General features: G+C 62.8%; 11 protein-coding genes. 4 read left to right on the top strand and 7 right to left on the bottom strand.

Going from position 1 to position 17,581, the window contains the following annotated elements; genetic code table 11:
• Positions 1 to 29 precede the first annotated feature (29 nt).
• The 6 genes from PspR32_RS02170 to putP all read right to left on the bottom strand — a co-directional run bounded on the left by PspR32_RS02170 (position 30) and on the right by putP (position 7,800).
• Positions 30 to 1,430: a PIG-L deacetylase family protein gene (locus PspR32_RS02170; RefSeq protein ID WP_159388038.1), complete on the bottom strand. Its 1,401-nt coding sequence runs from the start codon at positions 1,428 to 1,430 to the stop codon at positions 30 to 32.
• Positions 1,427 to 2,323: an antimicrobial resistance protein Mig-14 gene (locus PspR32_RS02165; RefSeq protein WP_159388037.1), complete on the bottom strand. Its 897-nt coding sequence runs from the start codon at positions 2,321 to 2,323 to the stop codon at positions 1,427 to 1,429. Before PspR32_RS02165 ends, PspR32_RS02170 begins: the two co-directional genes overlap by 4 nt.
• On the bottom strand, positions 2,323 to 3,453 hold the full coding sequence (locus PspR32_RS02160) for a glycosyltransferase (RefSeq protein ID WP_100782887.1): 1,131 nt from the start codon (positions 3,451 to 3,453) through the stop codon (positions 2,323 to 2,325). Before PspR32_RS02160 ends, PspR32_RS02165 begins: the two co-directional genes overlap by 1 nt.
• Positions 3,437 to 5,194, bottom strand: a complete 1,758-nt coding sequence (locus tag PspR32_RS02155; RefSeq protein WP_159388036.1) for a carbamoyltransferase family protein — start codon at positions 5,192 to 5,194, stop codon at positions 3,437 to 3,439. Before PspR32_RS02155 ends, PspR32_RS02160 begins: the two co-directional genes overlap by 17 nt.
• A 158-nt stretch (positions 5,195 to 5,352) precedes the next feature.
• Positions 5,353 to 6,189 carry a 23S rRNA (adenine(2030)-N(6))-methyltransferase RlmJ gene (locus PspR32_RS02150; protein WP_010221549.1) on the bottom strand — a complete coding sequence of 279 codons (837 nt, stop codon included), beginning with the start codon at positions 6,187 to 6,189 and terminating at the stop codon, positions 5,353 to 5,355.
• A 126-nt stretch (positions 6,190 to 6,315) separates the two neighbouring features.
• Positions 6,316 to 7,800 carry a sodium/proline symporter PutP gene (putP, locus tag PspR32_RS02145; RefSeq protein ID WP_036995470.1) on the bottom strand — a complete coding sequence of 495 codons (1,485 nt, stop codon included), beginning with the start codon at positions 7,798 to 7,800 and terminating at the stop codon, positions 6,316 to 6,318.
• Positions 7,801 to 8,153: 353 nt separating this feature from the next.
• Here putP and putA point away from each other — a divergent pair, with 353 nt between their 5' ends.
• Entirely contained in the window at positions 8,154 to 12,107 is a 3,954-nt protein-coding gene (gene putA, locus PspR32_RS02140; protein WP_036995468.1) for a trifunctional transcriptional regulator/proline dehydrogenase/L-glutamate gamma-semialdehyde dehydrogenase, read from the top strand.
• Between the two features lie 56 nt (positions 12,108 to 12,163).
• Here putA and PspR32_RS02135 read toward each other — a convergent pair whose 3' ends face one another.
• Positions 12,164 to 12,724, bottom strand: coding sequence for a hypothetical protein (locus tag PspR32_RS02135; RefSeq protein WP_051636763.1), 561 nt, complete (start codon positions 12,722 to 12,724; stop codon positions 12,164 to 12,166).
• A 205-nt stretch (positions 12,725 to 12,929) separates the two neighbouring features.
• Between PspR32_RS02135 and PspR32_RS02130 the strand changes: the two genes are divergently transcribed.
• Genes PspR32_RS02130 through PspR32_RS02120 form a run of 3 tightly spaced genes read left to right on the top strand, consistent with a single transcriptional unit; the run spans position 12,930 to position 17,538 of the window.
• A complete protein-coding gene (locus tag PspR32_RS02130) occupies positions 12,930 to 14,732 on the top strand; it encodes an acyl-CoA dehydrogenase (protein ID WP_159388035.1) in 1,803 nt (600 codons plus the stop codon).
• 32 nt (positions 14,733 to 14,764) lie between these two features.
• Positions 14,765 to 16,207: a TldD/PmbA family protein gene (locus PspR32_RS02125; protein ID WP_010221543.1), complete on the top strand. Its 1,443-nt coding sequence runs from the start codon at positions 14,765 to 14,767 to the stop codon at positions 16,205 to 16,207.
• Positions 16,207 to 17,538, top strand: a complete 1,332-nt coding sequence (locus PspR32_RS02120) for a TldD/PmbA family protein (protein ID WP_159388034.1) — start codon at positions 16,207 to 16,209, stop codon at positions 17,536 to 17,538. The genes PspR32_RS02125 and PspR32_RS02120 overlap by 1 nt, the downstream gene beginning before the upstream one ends.
• The last annotated feature ends 43 nt before the right edge of the window (positions 17,539 to 17,581 follow it).

The following is a 17,581-nucleotide window of genomic DNA, read 5'->3' as shown; positions in this document are numbered from 1 at the left end:
CCACAGCTTTCAATCTTGCAGCGTCATGATCAGAGGTCACGACGCCAGAACAATTCATGGCGACGCACGGCCTTGCGGAAAAATTCGTTCTCGCCATAAGGCGAAGCTCGGCGCCCGGCCAGCCAGCGTTGCAGCAAGCGGCGCAGGCGGCGCTTGAACGGTGCAGGAGGCTGCAGGTCGTGCATCATGCCCAGTGCCATGGCCTTGTCGCGCTGGCTTGGCAAGTCCAGCACCAGGCTGTAGGGCACCCAGCCCTGGCTCGCCTCCAGTTGCGGCGGCAAGGCCACCCCTGTACCGCTGTCACCCATTGGCCAACGGTCGTTGTCATACAGGTGATTGGCATAACACAGCAGGGTTTCAGGCTGCCATTCCAGGCCCAGCAACGCCTCAAGCACGGCCGCCTGGGCGCAGATGTGGTCAGGGTGCGGATCGAGAGTCGGGTGTGGCATCACCAGCACCTGTGGCCGGGCCTTGAGCAACAGTGCACGCAAATCGGCCAGCAGGTTGTTCCAGGTCGGCGCGCCGTCCTGGTCACCCGGCAGGGTCAGCGGGTTGAACTGGCGGAACAGGCGAGTATCGGTAAGCCCGGCCTCGCGCGAAGCCATCGGCTCTGCAGGCTCGGCCTGCATGACCGGGAGCTGCAAGCAGAAATACCCAAGCTGCACGCAGCGAGATTCCGGCACACCCGCCCAGCGCGGCACGGCGATGCTGTCCCAGGCCCGCAAGCGGCCCTTCAAACGTGCAGCCTCGGCCTTCTCCAGGCCCATTTGCTGGTAGTGTTCGGCTTCGATTTCACCAGCAGTCAAGGTCACCACCCAGGTCTCCTCGGCCTGGCTGTAGAGGCCAAATGCAGCGAGTTCGGCATCATCGGCATGGGGCGCAATGACCATCACCCGTCGTTGGCGCAGGTCCGCGCACGCTGCAACCCACAGCTGCGCTTCGCCCTCCAGCCGGCAGTAGCGCCCACGCAGGCGCAGGCCCCCAGCCATGAGCGGTTCAGCCAGCCCGGTAAGGTTCAGGTAACGAAGACCGTTTACGCCCCGTTCGAAGGTCTGAACATCTTCACCGCCCAGGCTTACCGCAGGGTCGAGGAAACGCCCCAGCCAACCGCTCTTCAGGCGCAGCTGAAGGATCAGCGTTTCGTCACCGCCAAGCTGCAGCGGCGAGTGCAGGCGCACAAGACCGTCGACCAGTGCGGCCGGATGGGCCACGCAGCCTGGCGGGAACTGATACTGATAGTCCTCGGTCGGCGAATAGAACAGGTGATCGGCAAACCACGCCTCGTGAGCCGCCCACAGCAGCGGCAGCAACAGCAGCGGCAGCCACCACTGGACAAAAATGCCCAGGGCGAGCAGCACCAGCAGACCAATCAGCAGCCCCAGGCGCTTGTTGCGCCGGTGGCGCTTGAGCAACTGCTGCTTGCGGCTCACACCTGAAACACCGGCACAGGGTTGCACCAACGGTCCTTGTACTCACGATCGGCACGGCCGAAGGAGAAACGCAGGGGCTTGTCGCGCGTGCGGGCGTCTTCCCAGGCGGCCTGGGTATTGAGGAAGCTCAGTACGCTGCCAGGGCTGAAAGCCTTGGTTTGCGGGTCGACACCGCCGTTGATGTATTCGACGCTGATCCACTGCGGCGCTTCGACCCGGTAAACCAGCTGGATGGCAATCGGCGCACCCTCAAGAAACAACACCGAACCGATCAACAACTCGCGCAGGCGCTCGATCACTTCGGCCATGCGCTCGGCACCGGTGGCCGGGAACTCCCAGCGGCGCTGGAACAGATCGCAGTAGATTGCGGCAAGTTCAGCACTGGAGAAATCCGTGACCGGCCGCACCTGGCCGCCCGCCTCTTCGAGCAAACGCAGTTCGCGGCGCTGGTTGTAGCGAAACTTCTTCGACAGGTCTTCAGGCGTACGCGCCATGGCCAGCGCTTCGGTCTGCGGCTTGAGGTTGGCAAAGCGGCCCTGGTTGAGCTCGGACAGATAGCGCCCGGCATGACGCAGCGGCGCCTGGGTATCGGCGGCAGCCGGCAGGATCAGCTCGGCGTTGCCCAGGTCGTACAGGCCTTTTTTGCCCTGACGCTTGAGCACATCCTTGGACAGTGCCAGATGGCGGCCCCAGGTAGGAATCGCGGCCTTGAGCTCGCCATTGCGCTGCCAACCCAGGTAACGCACCGGGATCTGTGCCAGATCAGCCAGTTGCTCGACCACCAGCGGATGGGTGGCGACACTGCCACCAAATTGGTGCCAGACCTGAGCGTAGGTAGCCGCATCGATCTGCGTCCAGCCGCGCTCGCGCCAGCCTTGAATATGATTGAGCATCAGGCCTCCGCCGCCAGCGCACGAACGTGCGGCAGTTGCCAGAAGGCCTCGCGCACCGCGGCATCGGAGAAACGCTCACGCAGGCGTTCAAGCATGCGCCCGGCACATTCCTGGCGTTGCCCTGGATCGAGCGCAGCCAGGTGCTGCAAGCCCTGGCCCAGGCGCTCGGCGTCGCCCAGCGGGAACAGGATGCCGACACCCTCGACCACCTCGACCGCACCACCACAGGCCGTGGCCAGCAGCGGTACACCAGCGACCATGGCTTCGAGCAAGACCATGCCGAACGGCTCGTGGTCGGAGCTCAAGGCGAAGGCGTCGAAAGCACGGAAGTAATGCCGGGCATCAGGCACCTGACCGAGAAAATCCACCTGCGCGGAAATACCGAGCTCGGCGGCCTGGTCCTTGAGCTTCTGCTCCAAGCGGCCCTTGCCGAGAATTACCAGCCGAGCACCGGCCGGCAGCTGCGGCAGAGCCTGGGCAAAACCACGCAGCAAGGTGGCCTGGTCCTTGTCCGGATGCAGGCGGCCGACGTTGCCGACAATCCATGCTTGCGGGTCCAGGCCCAACGCCTCGCGCGCCTGCGCGGCAGGTACCTGGCTGGCCTGCAGCGCCTCGATGTCGATGCGGTTGTAGAGGGTCTGGATACGCTCGGCCGGCCACTTGGGCAGGCATTTGCGCATGTCGTCGCGCACCGCATCAGAGACACCGAGCAGGCTCAGGCGCTTGCTGAACAGGTTGGCAAACAGCTGGCGGCTGCCCCGCAAATAGTCACCAAACGCGTGGTGCACGCCAATCACCGGCAAGCGCGTGCCAAGCAAGGCGATATAGATAGGCTTGAAGCGGTGAGCGATACAGAAGCTGAACTCGCGGCTGGCGACGATCCGCCGTAACGCACGGATCGCCCCCAGCTTCAGGCCACGGATGGCCTTGGAGCTGAACCCGAGGAAGATTACTTCATCCGAGGCGCAGCCGGCCGCTACCTGAGGGTCGGCAGCGCCGGTAAGGAACACCGTGGTGACCTTGTAGCCGCTGCCGTCGAACAGACTGGCGTACTGGCGCGCGCAGTCCAGAAACGGACCGTCATATCCATGACAGAACTGCAGTACGCGTTTTTCAGCCCTGGACGTCATAGGTGTCCGCGCCGTCCTTGACCACCAGGATGTCTTCCATGATCAGGTACTGCAGGTCCGAGCCGAAGAACATGTTCAGCGCATCGGTCGGCGAGCAGATCATCGGCTCGCCACGGCGGTTGAGCGAGGTGTTCAACGACACGCCGTTACCGGTCAGGGTCTCCAGCGCTTTCATCATGTCGTAATAGCGCGGATTGTACTCGCGTTTGAGCACCTGGGCCCGCGAGGTGCCGTCTTCGTGGACGACTTCCGGCACGCGGGTCTTCCACTCTTCAGCCACTTCGAAGGTGAAGGTCATGAACGGCGCCGGATGATCGATCTTGATCATCTGCGGTGCGACGGTGTCGAGCATCGACGGGCAGAAAGGCCTCCAGCGCTCGCGGAACTTGATCTGGTGGTTGATGCGGTCGGCAACGCCTTCCACGCTTGGGCAACCAATGATCGAACGACCACCGAGCGCGCGCGGGCCGAACTCCATGCGGCCCTGGAACCAGGCCACCGGGTTGCCGTCGACCATGATCTTGGCGATCTGCTCGGGCATGTTCTCCAGCTTGCGCCATTTCGGCTGGCTCGGGTGACGCGCACAGGCGGCGATCACGTCCTCGTTGGAGTATGCCGGACCGAGGTAGACGTGTTCCATCTTCTCGACCGGCACGCCACGGGCGTGGGACACATAGGCAGCAGCACCCACCGCGGTACCGGCGTCGCCGGAAGCCGGCTGGACGAACAGTTCCTTGAGGTCTGGACGGGCAATGATCTTCTGGTTGAGCTTGACGTTCAGCGCGCAACCACCGGCAAAGGCCAGCTTGCCGGTCTCCTTGAGGATGTCGCCCAGATAATGGTCGATCATCTGCAGGGCGAGCTTCTCGAACAGCGCCTGCATGCTCGCGGCGTAGTGGATGTACGGCTCGTCGGCGATGTCGCCTTCGCGTTTCGGGCCCAGCCATTCGATGAGCTTGGGCGAGAAGTAGAAGCCTTTGCCCTTCTCTTTATACCGACGCAGGCCGATGACGTTGGCGTAGTCGGTGTTGATCACCAGCTCGCCGTTCTCGAACGAGGCCAGGCGCGAGAAATCGTACTTGCTGACATCGCCGTACGGCGCCATGCCCATGACCTTGAACTCGCCATCGAGCATCTCGAAGCCGAGGAACTCGGTGATCGCGCCATACAGGCCGCCCAACGAGTCCGGGTCGAAGAATTCCTTGATCTTGTGGATCTTGCCGTTTTCGCCGTAGCCAAAGAAGGTCGTGGCGTATTCGCCTTTACCGTCGATACCGAGGATCGCGGTCTTCTCCTTGAAGCCCGAGCAGTGGTAGGCACTGGAGGCATGAGCCAGGTGGTGCTCGACCGGCTCGATCTTGACCTTCTTCGGGTCGAAGCCCAGTTGCTCCAGGCACCAGACGATTTTCTTGCGATAGCGCTTGTAGCGACGGTTGCCCATCAGGATCGCGTCAAGGGCGCGGTCCGGGGCATACCAGTAACGCTTGGCGTAGTGCCAGCGAGCCTTGCCGAACAGGCTGATCGGGGCGAACGGGATCGCTACCACGTCAACGTCGGACGGTTTGATACCGGCCTGTTCCAGGCAGAACTTCGCCGATTCGTAGGGCATGCGGTTCTTTGCATGTTTATCGCGCACGAAGCGCTCTTCTTCAGCGGCGGCAATCAGCTTGCCGTCGATGTACAGAGCCGCGGAAGGGTCATGACTAAGGGCGCCGGACAGGCCAAGAATCGTCAATGCCAAGGGTCTAGCCTCTTCAATCTGTAAATATGCGCGCGGGCCATTGGGGCGGGCGGCAGCCAAAGCGCGGGATTATAACGCAAAGCGTAGGAGCGGGCTTGCCCCGCGATTGCATACATTCAGACACACCGCATTGCGGGGCAAGCCCGCTCCTACAGCAGTTATTCGGCGATCAACCAATCCATCCGCCAGCTACCCTGGGTCTGCGCCAGCACCTGGGACAGCCACGGCAGCAGCGCACGCAGCTCTTCTTCCAGGCCCCATGGCGGGTTGGCGATGGCCAGGCCCGAGCCGTTGAGGCCCTGCGGGCTGTCCTGTGGATGCACATACAGCTCGACCCGCAGCAGCTTCGGCGCACCGGTACTGGTCAGGTCCTGGTAGAAGCGCACCAGTTGGCGCTGGTCCTTGATCGGGTACCAGATAGCCGCGACGGTCTGGCGCATGCGACCGATGGTCTCTTTCATCGCCTGGGTGCAGCGCTTGAGCTCGTCGGCTTGCTCGAACGGTGGATCGATGAGCATGACAGCGCGTTTTTCCTGCACCGGCAACAAGGCCCGCGGCACATGCCAGCCCTCACCCAGGTGCACGGCGACGCGCGGGTCCTTCTTCATGTTGTCCTTGAGCAGGCGGCCGTCTTCGGGGTGCTTCTCGTTGAGCAGCACACGGTCCTGCTGGCGGGCCAGGCGCCGGGCCAGCTCCGGGGAACCCGGGTAGTAGCGCAGCTCGCCGTCAGGGTTCATCTTGCGCAGGATGCGCAGGTAGTCTGCGGTGACTTCCGGCAAGTCGTCGCGCCCCCAGAGACGACCGATCCCTTCGATCCATTCGCCGGTACGCGTCGCCTGGTCGCCCTGCAGGTCGTAAAGACCCAGGCCGGCGTGGGTGTCGAGGTAGGCAAACGGCTGCTCCTTGCGCGACATCAACGCGATCAGACGGGTCAGCACAAGGTGTTTGAAGACGTCGGCATGGTTGCCGGCGTGGAAGGCGTGACGATAGTTCATGGCAACTCCTGCAAGACCGCGCAGTTTACCTTGTCATGCGGGCGGCGTCAGGCACGGGCCGCCAAAACGACAACGGCCCGGGCTCTTGCGAGACCGGGCCGTTGTCAGGCGAAGCTCAACAGTCGATCAATGACCGGCTTTGAACGCCTCGTCGGCAGCTTCGAAGCGCGACACCATGCCCTTCGACGGGCTACCGGCCTTGCTGACGAAGTAGATCGCCAGGGCGCCGAGAATGAAGCCCGGGATGATCTCGTACAGACCCCAGATGGAGAAGTGCTTCCACACCACAACGGTGATCGCACCCACCAGGATACCGGCCAACGCGCCGTCACGGGTCATGCCTTTCCACAGCACCGAGATCAGCACCACCGGACCGAAGGCAGCACCGAAGCCGGCCCAGGCGTAGCTGACCAGACCCAGCACGCGGTTCTCAGGGTTGGAGGCGATCAGGATGGCAACCACCGCCACCAGCAGCACCATGGCACGGCCGACCCAGACCAGCTCCAGCTGCGAGGCACCCTTGCGCAGGAAGGTCTTGTAGAAGTCTTCGGTCAGGGCGCTGGAGCACACCAGCAGCTGGCAGCTCAGGGTACTCATGACCGCTGCCAGGATGGCCGACAGCAGAACACCGGCGATCCAAGGGTTGAAGAGGATCTTGGCCAGCTCAATGAACACCCGCTCATGGTTCTCGGCGACCGGGCCCGCGACGTCAGGATGCGCCGAGAAGTAGGCGATGCCGAAGAAGCCAACGGCGCAGGTGCCGACCAGGCAGAGGATCATCCAGGTCATGGAGATGCGACGCGCATTGGCGATCGACTTGACCGAGTCAGCGGCCATGAAGCGCGCCAGGATGTGCGGCTGGCCGAAGTAGCCCAGACCCCAGCCCATCAGCGAGATGATGCCGATGAAGGTGGTGCCCTTGAGCATGTCGAAGTTGCCCGCGTCCTGCAGCTCGATGGCCGCGAAGGTGGTATCGAGGCCACCGGTTGCGATCAGCACGATCACCGGCGTCAGGATCAGGGCGAAGATCATCAGCGTGGCCTGGACGGTATCGGTCCAGCTCACCGCCAGGAAGCCACCCACGAAGGTGTAAGCAATGGTCGCCGCTGCGCCAGCCCACAGCGCGGTCTCATAGGACATGCCGAAGGTGCTTTCGAACAGGCGGGCACCGGCAACGATACCGGAAGCACAATAGATGGTGAAGAACACCAGGATCACCACCGCGGAGATGATCCGCAGCAACCCGCTGTTGTCTTCAAAGCGGCTGGAGAAGTAATCCGGCAGGGTCAATGCATCACCGTTATGCTCGGTCTGCACACGCAGGCGGCCGGCGACGAACAGCCAGTTCAGGTAGGCACCGACGATCAGGCCGATGGCGATCCAGCTTTCCGACAGACCCGACATGTAGATGGCGCCCGGCAGGCCCATCAACAGCCAGCCACTCATGTCCGAGGCACCGGCCGAAAGCGCGGTAACCACGCTGCCGAGGCTGCGACCGCCAAGAATGTAGTCAGAAAGGTTGTTGGTGGAGCGATAGGCCATGAAGCCGATCAGCACCATTGCCGCGATGTAGATCACGAACGTGATCAAGGTTGGATTGCTTACACTCATTGTTGCGCCCTGGCGTTTGTTTTTATGTAGCGACAGCCTCAGAGGAGGTTGCACCCAGGCCGCGAATCCTATGCAACAACGCAAAGAGGGTGCAACCTGTTTTTACAATCAAGTTGCACCTCGTCGGAAATTTTGCGTAACAGCAGGTTTTTGCTCCCTTTTGGAGCAAGAACACCTATTTTCAGAAGAAAATGCACCATAAACAGCCATTTCCGCTGCGGGGTTTTACCCACCGGACGAGTTGCACTTTTTTCCTGCATTTTTTGGGTTGCACTAGGTTGCACCCGAAATCGCGCACGGCTAATCTTGGCGCCAGCTTAAGTCACAACCTGTGGCAATAATGAGGATAAGAAATGGCGACGACCACCCTTGGGGTCAAACTCGACGACCCTACCCGTGAGCGACTCAAAGCAGCTGCGACGTCTATCGACCGCACGCCGCACTGGTTGATCAAACAAGCGATCTTCAACTACCTGGAGAAGCTCGAGGGTGGCGCCACCCTGACCGAACTCAACGGTCAGCCCGGCATTCATGCTGACGATGCCGGCGAAGTCCAGGCCGACCACGCCCACCAGTGCTTCCTCGAATTCGCCGAGAGCATCCTGCCGCAATCGGTACTGCGCTCGGCCATCACCGCCGCCTACCGCCGCCCTGAGCCGGAAGTGGTGCCGATGCTGCTGGAGCAGGCACGCCTGCCGGCCGCCATGGCCGAAGCGACCAACAAACTGGCCGCTGGCATCGCCGAAAAACTGCGCAACCAGAAAAGCGCTGGCGGTCGTGCCGGCATCGTCCAGGGTCTATTGCAGGAATTTTCCCTGTCGTCCCAGGAAGGCGTGGCACTGATGTGCCTGGCCGAAGCCCTGCTGCGTATCCCCGACAAAGGCACCCGTGACGCCCTGATCCGCGACAAGATCAGCACCGGCAACTGGCAACCGCACCTGGGCAACAGCCCGTCGCTGTTCGTCAACGCGGCCACCTGGGGCCTGTTGCTGACCGGCAAGCTGGTCTCGACCCACAACGAATCCGGCCTGACCTCTTCGCTCAGCCGCATCATCGGCAAGAGCGGCGAGCCGATGATCCGCAAGGGCGTCGACATGGCCATGCGCCTGATGGGCGAGCAGTTCGTGACTGGCGAAACCATCGCCGAAGCCCTGGCCAATGCCAGCAAGTTCGAAGCCAAAGGCTTCCGCTACTCCTACGACATGCTCGGTGAAGCGGCACTGACCGAACATGACGCCCAGAAGTACCTGGCGTCCTATGAGCAGGCCATTCACTCGATCGGCAAGGCCTCTCACGGTCGCGGCATCTATGAAGGCCCGGGCATCTCGATCAAGCTCTCGGCCCTGCACCCGCGCTACAGCCGCGCCCAGTACGAGCGGGTGATGGACGAGCTGTACCCGCGCCTGCTGTCGCTGACCCTGCTGGCCAAGCAATACGACATCGGCCTGAACATCGACGCCGAAGAAGCCGATCGCCTGGAGCTGTCGCTGGACCTGCTCGAGCGCCTGTGCTTCGAGCCGCAACTGACCGGCTGGAACGGTATCGGTTTCGTTATCCAGGCCTACCAGAAGCGCTGCCCGTACGTGATCGACTACGTCATCGACCTGGCCCGCCGCAGCCGCCATCGCCTGATGATCCGCCTGGTTAAGGGCGCCTACTGGGACAGCGAAATCAAGCGCGCCCAGGTCGAAGGCCTGGAAGGCTATCCGGTGTACACCCGCAAGGTGTACACCGATGTGTCCTACATTGCTTGCGCACGCAAACTGCTGTCGGTGCCGGAAGTCATCTACCCGCAGTTCGCCACCCACAACGCTCACACCCTCTCGGCCATCTATCACATTGCTGGTCAGAACTATTACCCGGGCCAGTATGAGTTCCAGTGCCTGCACGGCATGGGCGAGCCGCTGTACGAACAGGTTGTCGGCAAGGTCGCCGATGGCAAGCTGAACCGTCCGTGCCGCGTGTACGCACCGGTCGGCACCCATGAAACCTTGCTGGCCTACCTGGTGCGCCGCCTGCTGGAAAACGGCGCCAACACCTCGTTCGTCAACCGCATCGCCGACCAGTCGATCTCGATTCAGGAACTGGTCGCCGACCCGGTCGCCACCATCGAGCAGATGGCCACCCAGGAAGGCAGCTTCGGCCTGCCGCACCCACGCATTCCGCTGCCGCGTGACCTGTATGGCGCCGAGCGGGCCAACTCCGCCGGTATCGACCTGGCCAACGAACACCGCCTGGCTTCGCTGTCCTGCGCCCTGCTGGCCACCGCCCACAATGACTGGAAAGCCGCGCCGATGCTCGGTTGCGCCTCCAGCAGCGAAGCGCCTGCCCAGGTTTTGAACCCGGCAGATCTGCGCGATGTGGTCGGTCACGTCCAGGAAGCCAACGTCACCGACGTCGACAACGCCATCCAGTGCGCCCTCAACGCCGCGCCGATCTGGCAGGCCACCCCGCCAGCCGAACGCGCTGCGATCCTGGAACGTGCCGCCGACCTGATGGAAGCCGAGATCCAGCCGCTGATGGGCCTGCTTGCCCGTGAAGCCGGCAAGACCTTCGCCAACGCCATTGCCGAAGTGCGTGAAGCAGTCGACTTCCTGCGCTACTACGCCGTGCAGGCGCGCAACGACTTCAGCAACGACGCCCACCGCCCACTGGGCCCGGTGGTGTGCATCAGCCCATGGAACTTCCCGCTGGCTATCTTCAGCGGCCAGGTTGCCGCTGCGCTTGCCGCCGGTAACCCGGTGCTGGCCAAGCCGGCCGAGCAAACGCCGCTGGTGGCTGCCCAGGCCGTGCGCCTGCTGCTCGAAGCCGGTATCCCTGAAGGCGTGGTGCAACTGCTGCCAGGGCGCGGTGAAACCGTCGGCGCCCGTCTGGTCGGTGATGATCGGGTCAAAGGCGTGATGTTCACCGGTTCCACCGAAGTCGCCCGCCTGCTGCAACGCAACATCGCCGGCCGCCTGGATGCCCAGGGCCGCCCGATCCCGCTGATCGCCGAAACCGGTGGACAGAACGCAATGATCGTCGACTCCTCGGCGCTCACCGAACAAGTGGTCATCGACGTGGTGTCGTCGGCCTTCGACAGCGCCGGTCAGCGTTGCTCGGCCCTGCGCGTACTGTGCCTGCAGGAAGATTCCGCCGACCGCGTCATCGAAATGCTCAAGGGCGCCATGGCTGAAAGCCGTCTGGGTAACCCCGAGCGCCTGGCCGTGGACATTGGCCCGGTGATCGACGCCGAAGCCAAGGCCGGTATCGAGAAGCACATCCAAGGCATGCGCGACAAAGGCCGTACCGTGTACCAGATGGCAATCGCCGATGGTGAAGAGATCAAGCGCGGCACCTTCGTGATGCCAACCCTGATCGAACTGGAGAGCTTCGACGAGCTGCAACGCGAGATCTTCGGCCCGGTACTGCACGTGGTGCGCTACAACCGCAAGAACCTCGACCAGTTGATCGAGCAGATCAATGCCTCCGGTTACGGCCTGACCCTGGGTGTGCACACCCGGATCGACGAAACCATTGCCAAGGTCATCGACAACGTCAACGCCGGTAACGTCTATGTCAACCGCAACATCGTCGGTGCCGTGGTTGGCGTGCAGCCATTCGGTGGTGAAGGCCTGTCTGGTACCGGCCCGAAAGCCGGTGGCCCGCTGTACCTGTACCGCCTGCTGTCGACCCGCCCGGCCGGCGCCATCGAGCAGTCATTCCAGCGCACCGACGGCGAAAACGCCCCGGACACCCGCCTGCGCGACAGCTTGAGCAAACCGCTGCAAGCCCTCAAAACCTGGGCGGCGAGCAATCAGCTGAACGACCTGAGCGGCTTGTGCGAACAGTTCGCCCAGCAATCGCAAAGCGGTATCAGCCGCCTGCTGGCGGGGCCGACTGGCGAGCGCAACAGCTACACCATCCTGCCGCGCGAGCACGTGCTGTGCCTGGCCGAGGTCGAAGCTGACCTGCTGACCCAACTGGCCGCAGTCCTGGCCGTGGGCAGCTCGGCGGTCTGGCCGGAAGGCGAGCTGAGCAAGACCCTGCGCAATCGCCTGCCGAAGGAAGTGCAAGCGCGCATCCAGCTGGTGGCCGACTGGAACAAGGACGAAGTGGTGTTCGACGCCGTCCTCCACCACGGCGACTCCGACCAACTGCGCGCCGTGTGCGAGCAGGTGGCCAAGCGCGCCGGTGCCATCGTCGGTGTTCACGGCCTGTCGTCGGGTGAAACCGCGATTGCCCTGGAGCGCCTGGTGATCGAGCGCGCACTTAGCGTCAACACTGCTGCTGCCGGTGGTAACGCGAGCCTGATGACTATCGGCTGACGTTAGCGCAACCACGAAAAAGGGAGAGCATCTGCTCTCCCTTTTTCGTTACGGGCTCAATAAAAACCTATCATCAGCGAACCTACAGCAAGCAACACCAACGACGGCCAAAACAATAGCCCCCAGAGCATCCAAATCCAGTTAATCAACGACAGCCTTGCATTGGCCAACCCCTGCTCATCTCCTTCACTGAAGTTGATGGCGCACTGAATTCTGACAATCACCCAGATGAATACTCCATGTGAAGTCAGCAGGAGCATCGTGGCGATATGAAAGAAATGTTCCCAGGCGCCCTGGTCCAACAACAGCAAAGGACCCACGCCAATCAGGTAAAGCAATGTCAGGACCAATGGTGACCATCGGTACTCAAGCCTTGATTGGCGAATCCGCGCATCGATCCGCCTCATCAGCGGATACAGGAAAATGATCGGGAACAAGGCGCGGACCAATGGCAAGACAGGCTCGCCTGTAACTTTTCGGTACAAGACCCAGCTTCGGTGAAAACAGAACCACCAATACAGGCCAAAGGTGAAGAAACTCATGATGGCCAGTTTTTTGGGCGACACCACAAAGAACTGAGGATGATCGTTGACCCCGGAAGTTGTTTCTGACGACATCGACAAATACCGACTCAGAGGAACAGAGACATCTAACCGGTTTGAGGCTGTTGAAATCTGCCGTACCGATCCTAACCAGAAGTACGACCGGTCCTAAGCCGAGCGCCGCCGCTCGCTCATGCCCCGTCATCACCTGTACCTATTAACCTGTCCTGATCCCTGCCTGCACCCTAGACTCGGCCCATCCCCAGACAGGAATGCCGCCATGTCCGAGACCCTGCTCAGCGCCCGCAACCTGGCCTTCGAACTCTATGAAGTGCTCGACGCCGAGGCCCTGACCCAACGCCCGCGCTTTGCCGAGCACAACCGCGAAACCTTCGACGCCGCCCTGAGCACCGCGCGATCCATCGCCGAAAAGTACTTTGCCCCGCACAACCGCAAGGGCGATGAGCACGAGCCGCGCTATGAAAATGGCGAGGCGGTGCTGATTCCGGAGGTCAAGCCTGCGGTCGATGCCTTCCTTGAAGCAGGTTTTCTCAATGCCAGCCGTGACTTCGAAGCCGGTGGCATGCAGTTGCCGACCCTGCTCTCGCAAGCCTGCTTCGCCCACTTCCAGGCCGCCAACGCCGGGACCACGGCCTACCCGTTCCTGACCATGGGCGCTGCCAACCTGATCGAGAGTTTTGGTAGCGACGAGCAGAAACGCCTGTTCCTGCAGCCGATGATCGACGGCCGGTTCTTCGGCACCATGGCCCTGACCGAGCCGCACGCCGGTTCGTCCCTGGCCGATATCCGCACCCGCGCCGAACCGGCCGACGATGGCAGCTATCGGCTGCGCGGCAACAAGATCTTCATTTCCGGCGGTGACCATTCGCTGTCGGAAAACATCGTGCACATGGTCCTGGCCAAATTGCCGGATGCGCCGCCCGGGGTGAAGGGCATTTCGCTGTTTATCGTGCCCAAGTTCCTGGTCAACGCCGACGGCAGCCTGGGCCCGCGCAACGATGTGCTGCTGGCCGGGCTGTTCCACAAGATGGGCTGGCGCGGCACCACCTCGACGGCGCTGAACTTCGGCGACAACGGCCAGTGCGTCGGCTACCTGGTGGGCAAGCCGCACCAGGGCCTGGCCTGTATGTTCCAGATGATGAACGAGGCGCGCATCGGCGTCGGCATGGGTGCGGTGATGCTCGGCTATGCCGGCTACCTGTACTCACTGGAGTACGCCCGCCAGCGTCCGCAGGGACGCCTGCCAGACAACAAGGATCCGGCCACTGCCGCCGTGCCGATCGTCAACCACAGCGATGTCAAGCGCATGCTGCTGACCCAGAAGGCCTATGTCGAAGGCGCCTTCGACCTGGGCCTGTACGCGGCGCGATTGTTCGATGACAGCCAGAGCGGCGAAAGCGCAACGCTTCGCCAGCAGGCCCATGAGCTGCTCGACCTGCTGACGCCGATCGTCAAGTCATGGCCGTCGGAGTTCTGCCTGAAGGCCAACGAACTGGCCATCCAGATTCTCGGTGGCCATGGCTACACCCGCGAGTACCCGGTCGAGCAGTACTACCGCGACAACCGCCTGAATCCCATTCACGAAGGCACCCACGGCATCCAGTCACTGGACCTGCTCGGGCGCAAACTGGCGCAGAACGGCGGTGCCGGGCTCAAGCAACTGGTCCGTCTGATCGCCACCACCTGCAAGCATGCCCAACAGCACAGCAGCCTGGATCGCCTGCGTGTACCGTTGGAGCAGTTGCTCATGCGCCTGCAGGAAGTGACGCTCGGGCTGCTCGACGACTTGGGCCAGGGTCAGGTCAATGCTGCCCTGGCCAACTCGGCGCTGTACCTCAAGGCCTTCGGCCACTGCGTGATCGGCTGGCGCTGGCTGGAGCAGGCAGTGCGTGCCGAACAGGGCCTGGCCGGGGGTAACCCGGCTGATCGCGACTTCTACCTGGGCAAATTGCAGGCCGCGCGTTATTTCCTGACCTGGGAAGTGCCGGGCTGCCATAATGAGCTGGCATTGCTCGCGGCCCGTGACGATACCTGCCTGAGCATGCACGACGAGTGGTTCTGAGGGGGAACCACCGCGCACACGGAGGTTCCCGCATGTTCGAGTTGACCGCATTGCTGCGCCAGCGCTTCGCCGCCCTGCGCAGCAGTGGCGAATTCTTTTCCCTGCGTTATGTGCAGCAGAGCCAGCAGCACCTGTCGGTGCGCAAGAATATCGCCGAGCCGCCGTTCCTCAGCCGTGACGAAGGCGCAATGCTGACCGTGCGCCTCAATGGCGTGGAAACCTACGCCGCCACTGCCGACCTGTCCCAGGCCGGCCTGCAGCGGGCTCTGGAGCAGGCTGAAGCACTGGCCCGGCAGATCGCCGGGCGCGCCCTGCTCGACCTGCGCGAACAACCGGTGGCCACAGGCCGCGCCGACTACTGCTCGCCCAACCTCGAGCAAGCTTTCCCGTCCCTGGCCGAGTGCTACGCCCTGCTCGCCCAGGAGTCGGCCAGCGTGCCGAGCGACAGTCGTCTGGTGAACTGGCACGCCAGCCTCGGTATCAGCACTATCGAACAGATCTACCTGAACACTGCCGGCGCCGAATTGCGCCAGGCTCAGCGCTTCATCTACCCGGGCTTCAGCACCACTGCCTTCGACGGCCAGGACAGCCAGACCCGCACCCTGGGCCGGGAGAACTTCGGCCAGCAGGGCGGCCTGGATGTGATCGAGCGTTGCGGGCTGGTCGGCGCCGGAGCCAAGGTCGCCGATCAGGCCCTGCAACTGCTGCTGGCGCCGAACACGCCAAGCGGTGTGCGCGACCTGCTGCTGATGCCCGACCAGATGATGCTGCAGATCCACGAATCCATCGGTCACCCGCTGGAAATGGACCGCATCCTCGGCGACGAGCGCAATTACGCCGGCACCAGCTTCGTCAAAGCCAGCGACTTCGGCAACCTGCAATACGGCTCGAAACTGCTCAATGTGACCTTCGACCCGTCGATCCGCGAGGAGCTGGCCAGCTACAGCCACGACGATGACGGCAGCGCCGCGCACAAGCAGTTCCTGATCAAGGACGGTTTGCTGGTTCGTCCGCTCGGTGGCGCCCTGTCGCAGTTCCGCTCTGGCCTTGAAGGGGTGGCCAACAGCCGCGCCTGCGGCTGGAACCGCGCGCCGATCGACCGCATGGCCAACCTCAACATCGAGCCGGGCGACAAGCCCCTGGCGCAACTGATCGGCGGCATCGAGCAGGGCATCCTGATGCGCACCAACCGCTCGTGGTCGATCGACGATGCGCGCAACAAGTTCCAGTTCGGTTGCGAATGGGGCCAGTTGATCGAGAACGGCGAGCTCAAGGGCGTGGTCAAGAACCCCAACTACCGCGGCATCTCCGCACAGTTCTGGGGCAACCTCAGCGCCGTCGGTGACGCCAGTACCCTGCAAGTATTGGGTACACCGAACTGCGGCAAGGGCGAGCCCAACCAGGTGGTACGGGTGGGCCACGCCTCCCCCGCCTGCGTATTCAGCCAGATCGACGTATTCGGAGGAGACGCCTGATGGCTGCCACCCCACTGCAAAGCTTTCAGCACCTGGTCGCCAGCCTGCGTGACGCAGTACCCGCCCCTGAGCATTTCACCCTCAGCTACAGCGGCGAACACTCGCAGTTCATCCGTTTCAATCACGCCAAGGTGCGCCAGGCCGGTGAAGTCCAGCAAGCCAGTTGCGTGCTCAAGCTGATCGCCGACGGGCGCCAGGCCGAGCTGCAGTTCACCTTGGGCAACGATGCCGAAGTGGACCAACTGCGCTTGCAACAGGCTTTGGAGCAGCTGCGCCAGACCCTGCCGCTGCTCGAGCCCGACCCTTACCTACAGCTCAACGACAGCGCCTGGCAAAGCCATAGCGTGCAGGATCAACCGCTGCCTGACAGCGCCGAGGTACTGGCGCAGATCGAGCAAGGCGCAGGTGATCTGGATCTGGTCGGCATCTATGCCGCAGGCCCCATCTGCCGCGGTTTTGCCAGCTCGTTCGGGGCATTTGGCTGGCACCAGGCCAATAGCTTCAACTTCGACTGGAGCCTGTTCCACAGCAACGGCGAAGCGGTCAAAGCCAACTATGCCGGGCACACCTGGGACCACGAAGCCTTCGCCGTGCGCCTGCAGCAGACCCGCGAACAACTTGACTACCTCGGCCGCCCGCTGAAAAAGCTCGCCCCCGGCCAGTACCGCGCCTACCTGGCACCGGCGGCGCTCGACGAGGTCATGGGCATGCTCTGCTGGGGTGGCTTCTCGGCCCAGGCCATCGCCACCAAGAACAGCCCGCTGCAGCGCCTGTACAGTGCCGATGCCAGTCTGAGCCCATTGACCAGCATTGCCGAACAGGTCAGCGGTTCGCTGAGCCCGTCGTTCTCGGATGAAGGCTTGCTGCGCAGCGACCTGCGTCTGATCGACAAAGGCCAGGCCCTGGATCGCCTGATCTGCGCACGCAGCGCCGCCGAGTTCGAGCTGGCGGCCAACGGTGCCGACAGTCACGAAGCACCTTGCGCCCTGAGCATGGCGCCAGGTGACCTGGAGCACAGTGAAATCCTCGCCCGCCTGGGCACCGGCCTGTACATCAGCAACCTTTGGTACCTGAACTACTCGGACCTGCCTGCGGCGCGCATGACCGGCCTGACCCGCTTTGCCACCTTCTGGGTCGAGAACGGTGAGATTCAGGCTCCAGTAAGCACCATGCGCTTTGACGACAGTGTCTACAGCTTGCTGGGTTCGCAGCTGGAAGCGTTGACGACAGACCGCGAGCTGATTCTGTCGACCAGCACCTACGGGCAACGGCAGACCAGTTCGAGCCATTTGCCGGGAGCCTTGGTCAAACGCCTGACGTTGACACTGTGATAACCCCGATCGCTGGCAAGCCAGCTCCCACACGGATCTGTGT

Origin of the sequence: Pseudomonas sp. R32 (genome assembly GCF_009866705.1) — a bacterium.
Taxonomy (GTDB): domain Bacteria; phylum Pseudomonadota; class Gammaproteobacteria; order Pseudomonadales; family Pseudomonadaceae; genus Aquipseudomonas; species Aquipseudomonas donghuensis.
Note: the sequence above shows the minus strand (reverse complement) of the source record. Positions and strands in the feature narration are given on the sequence as shown.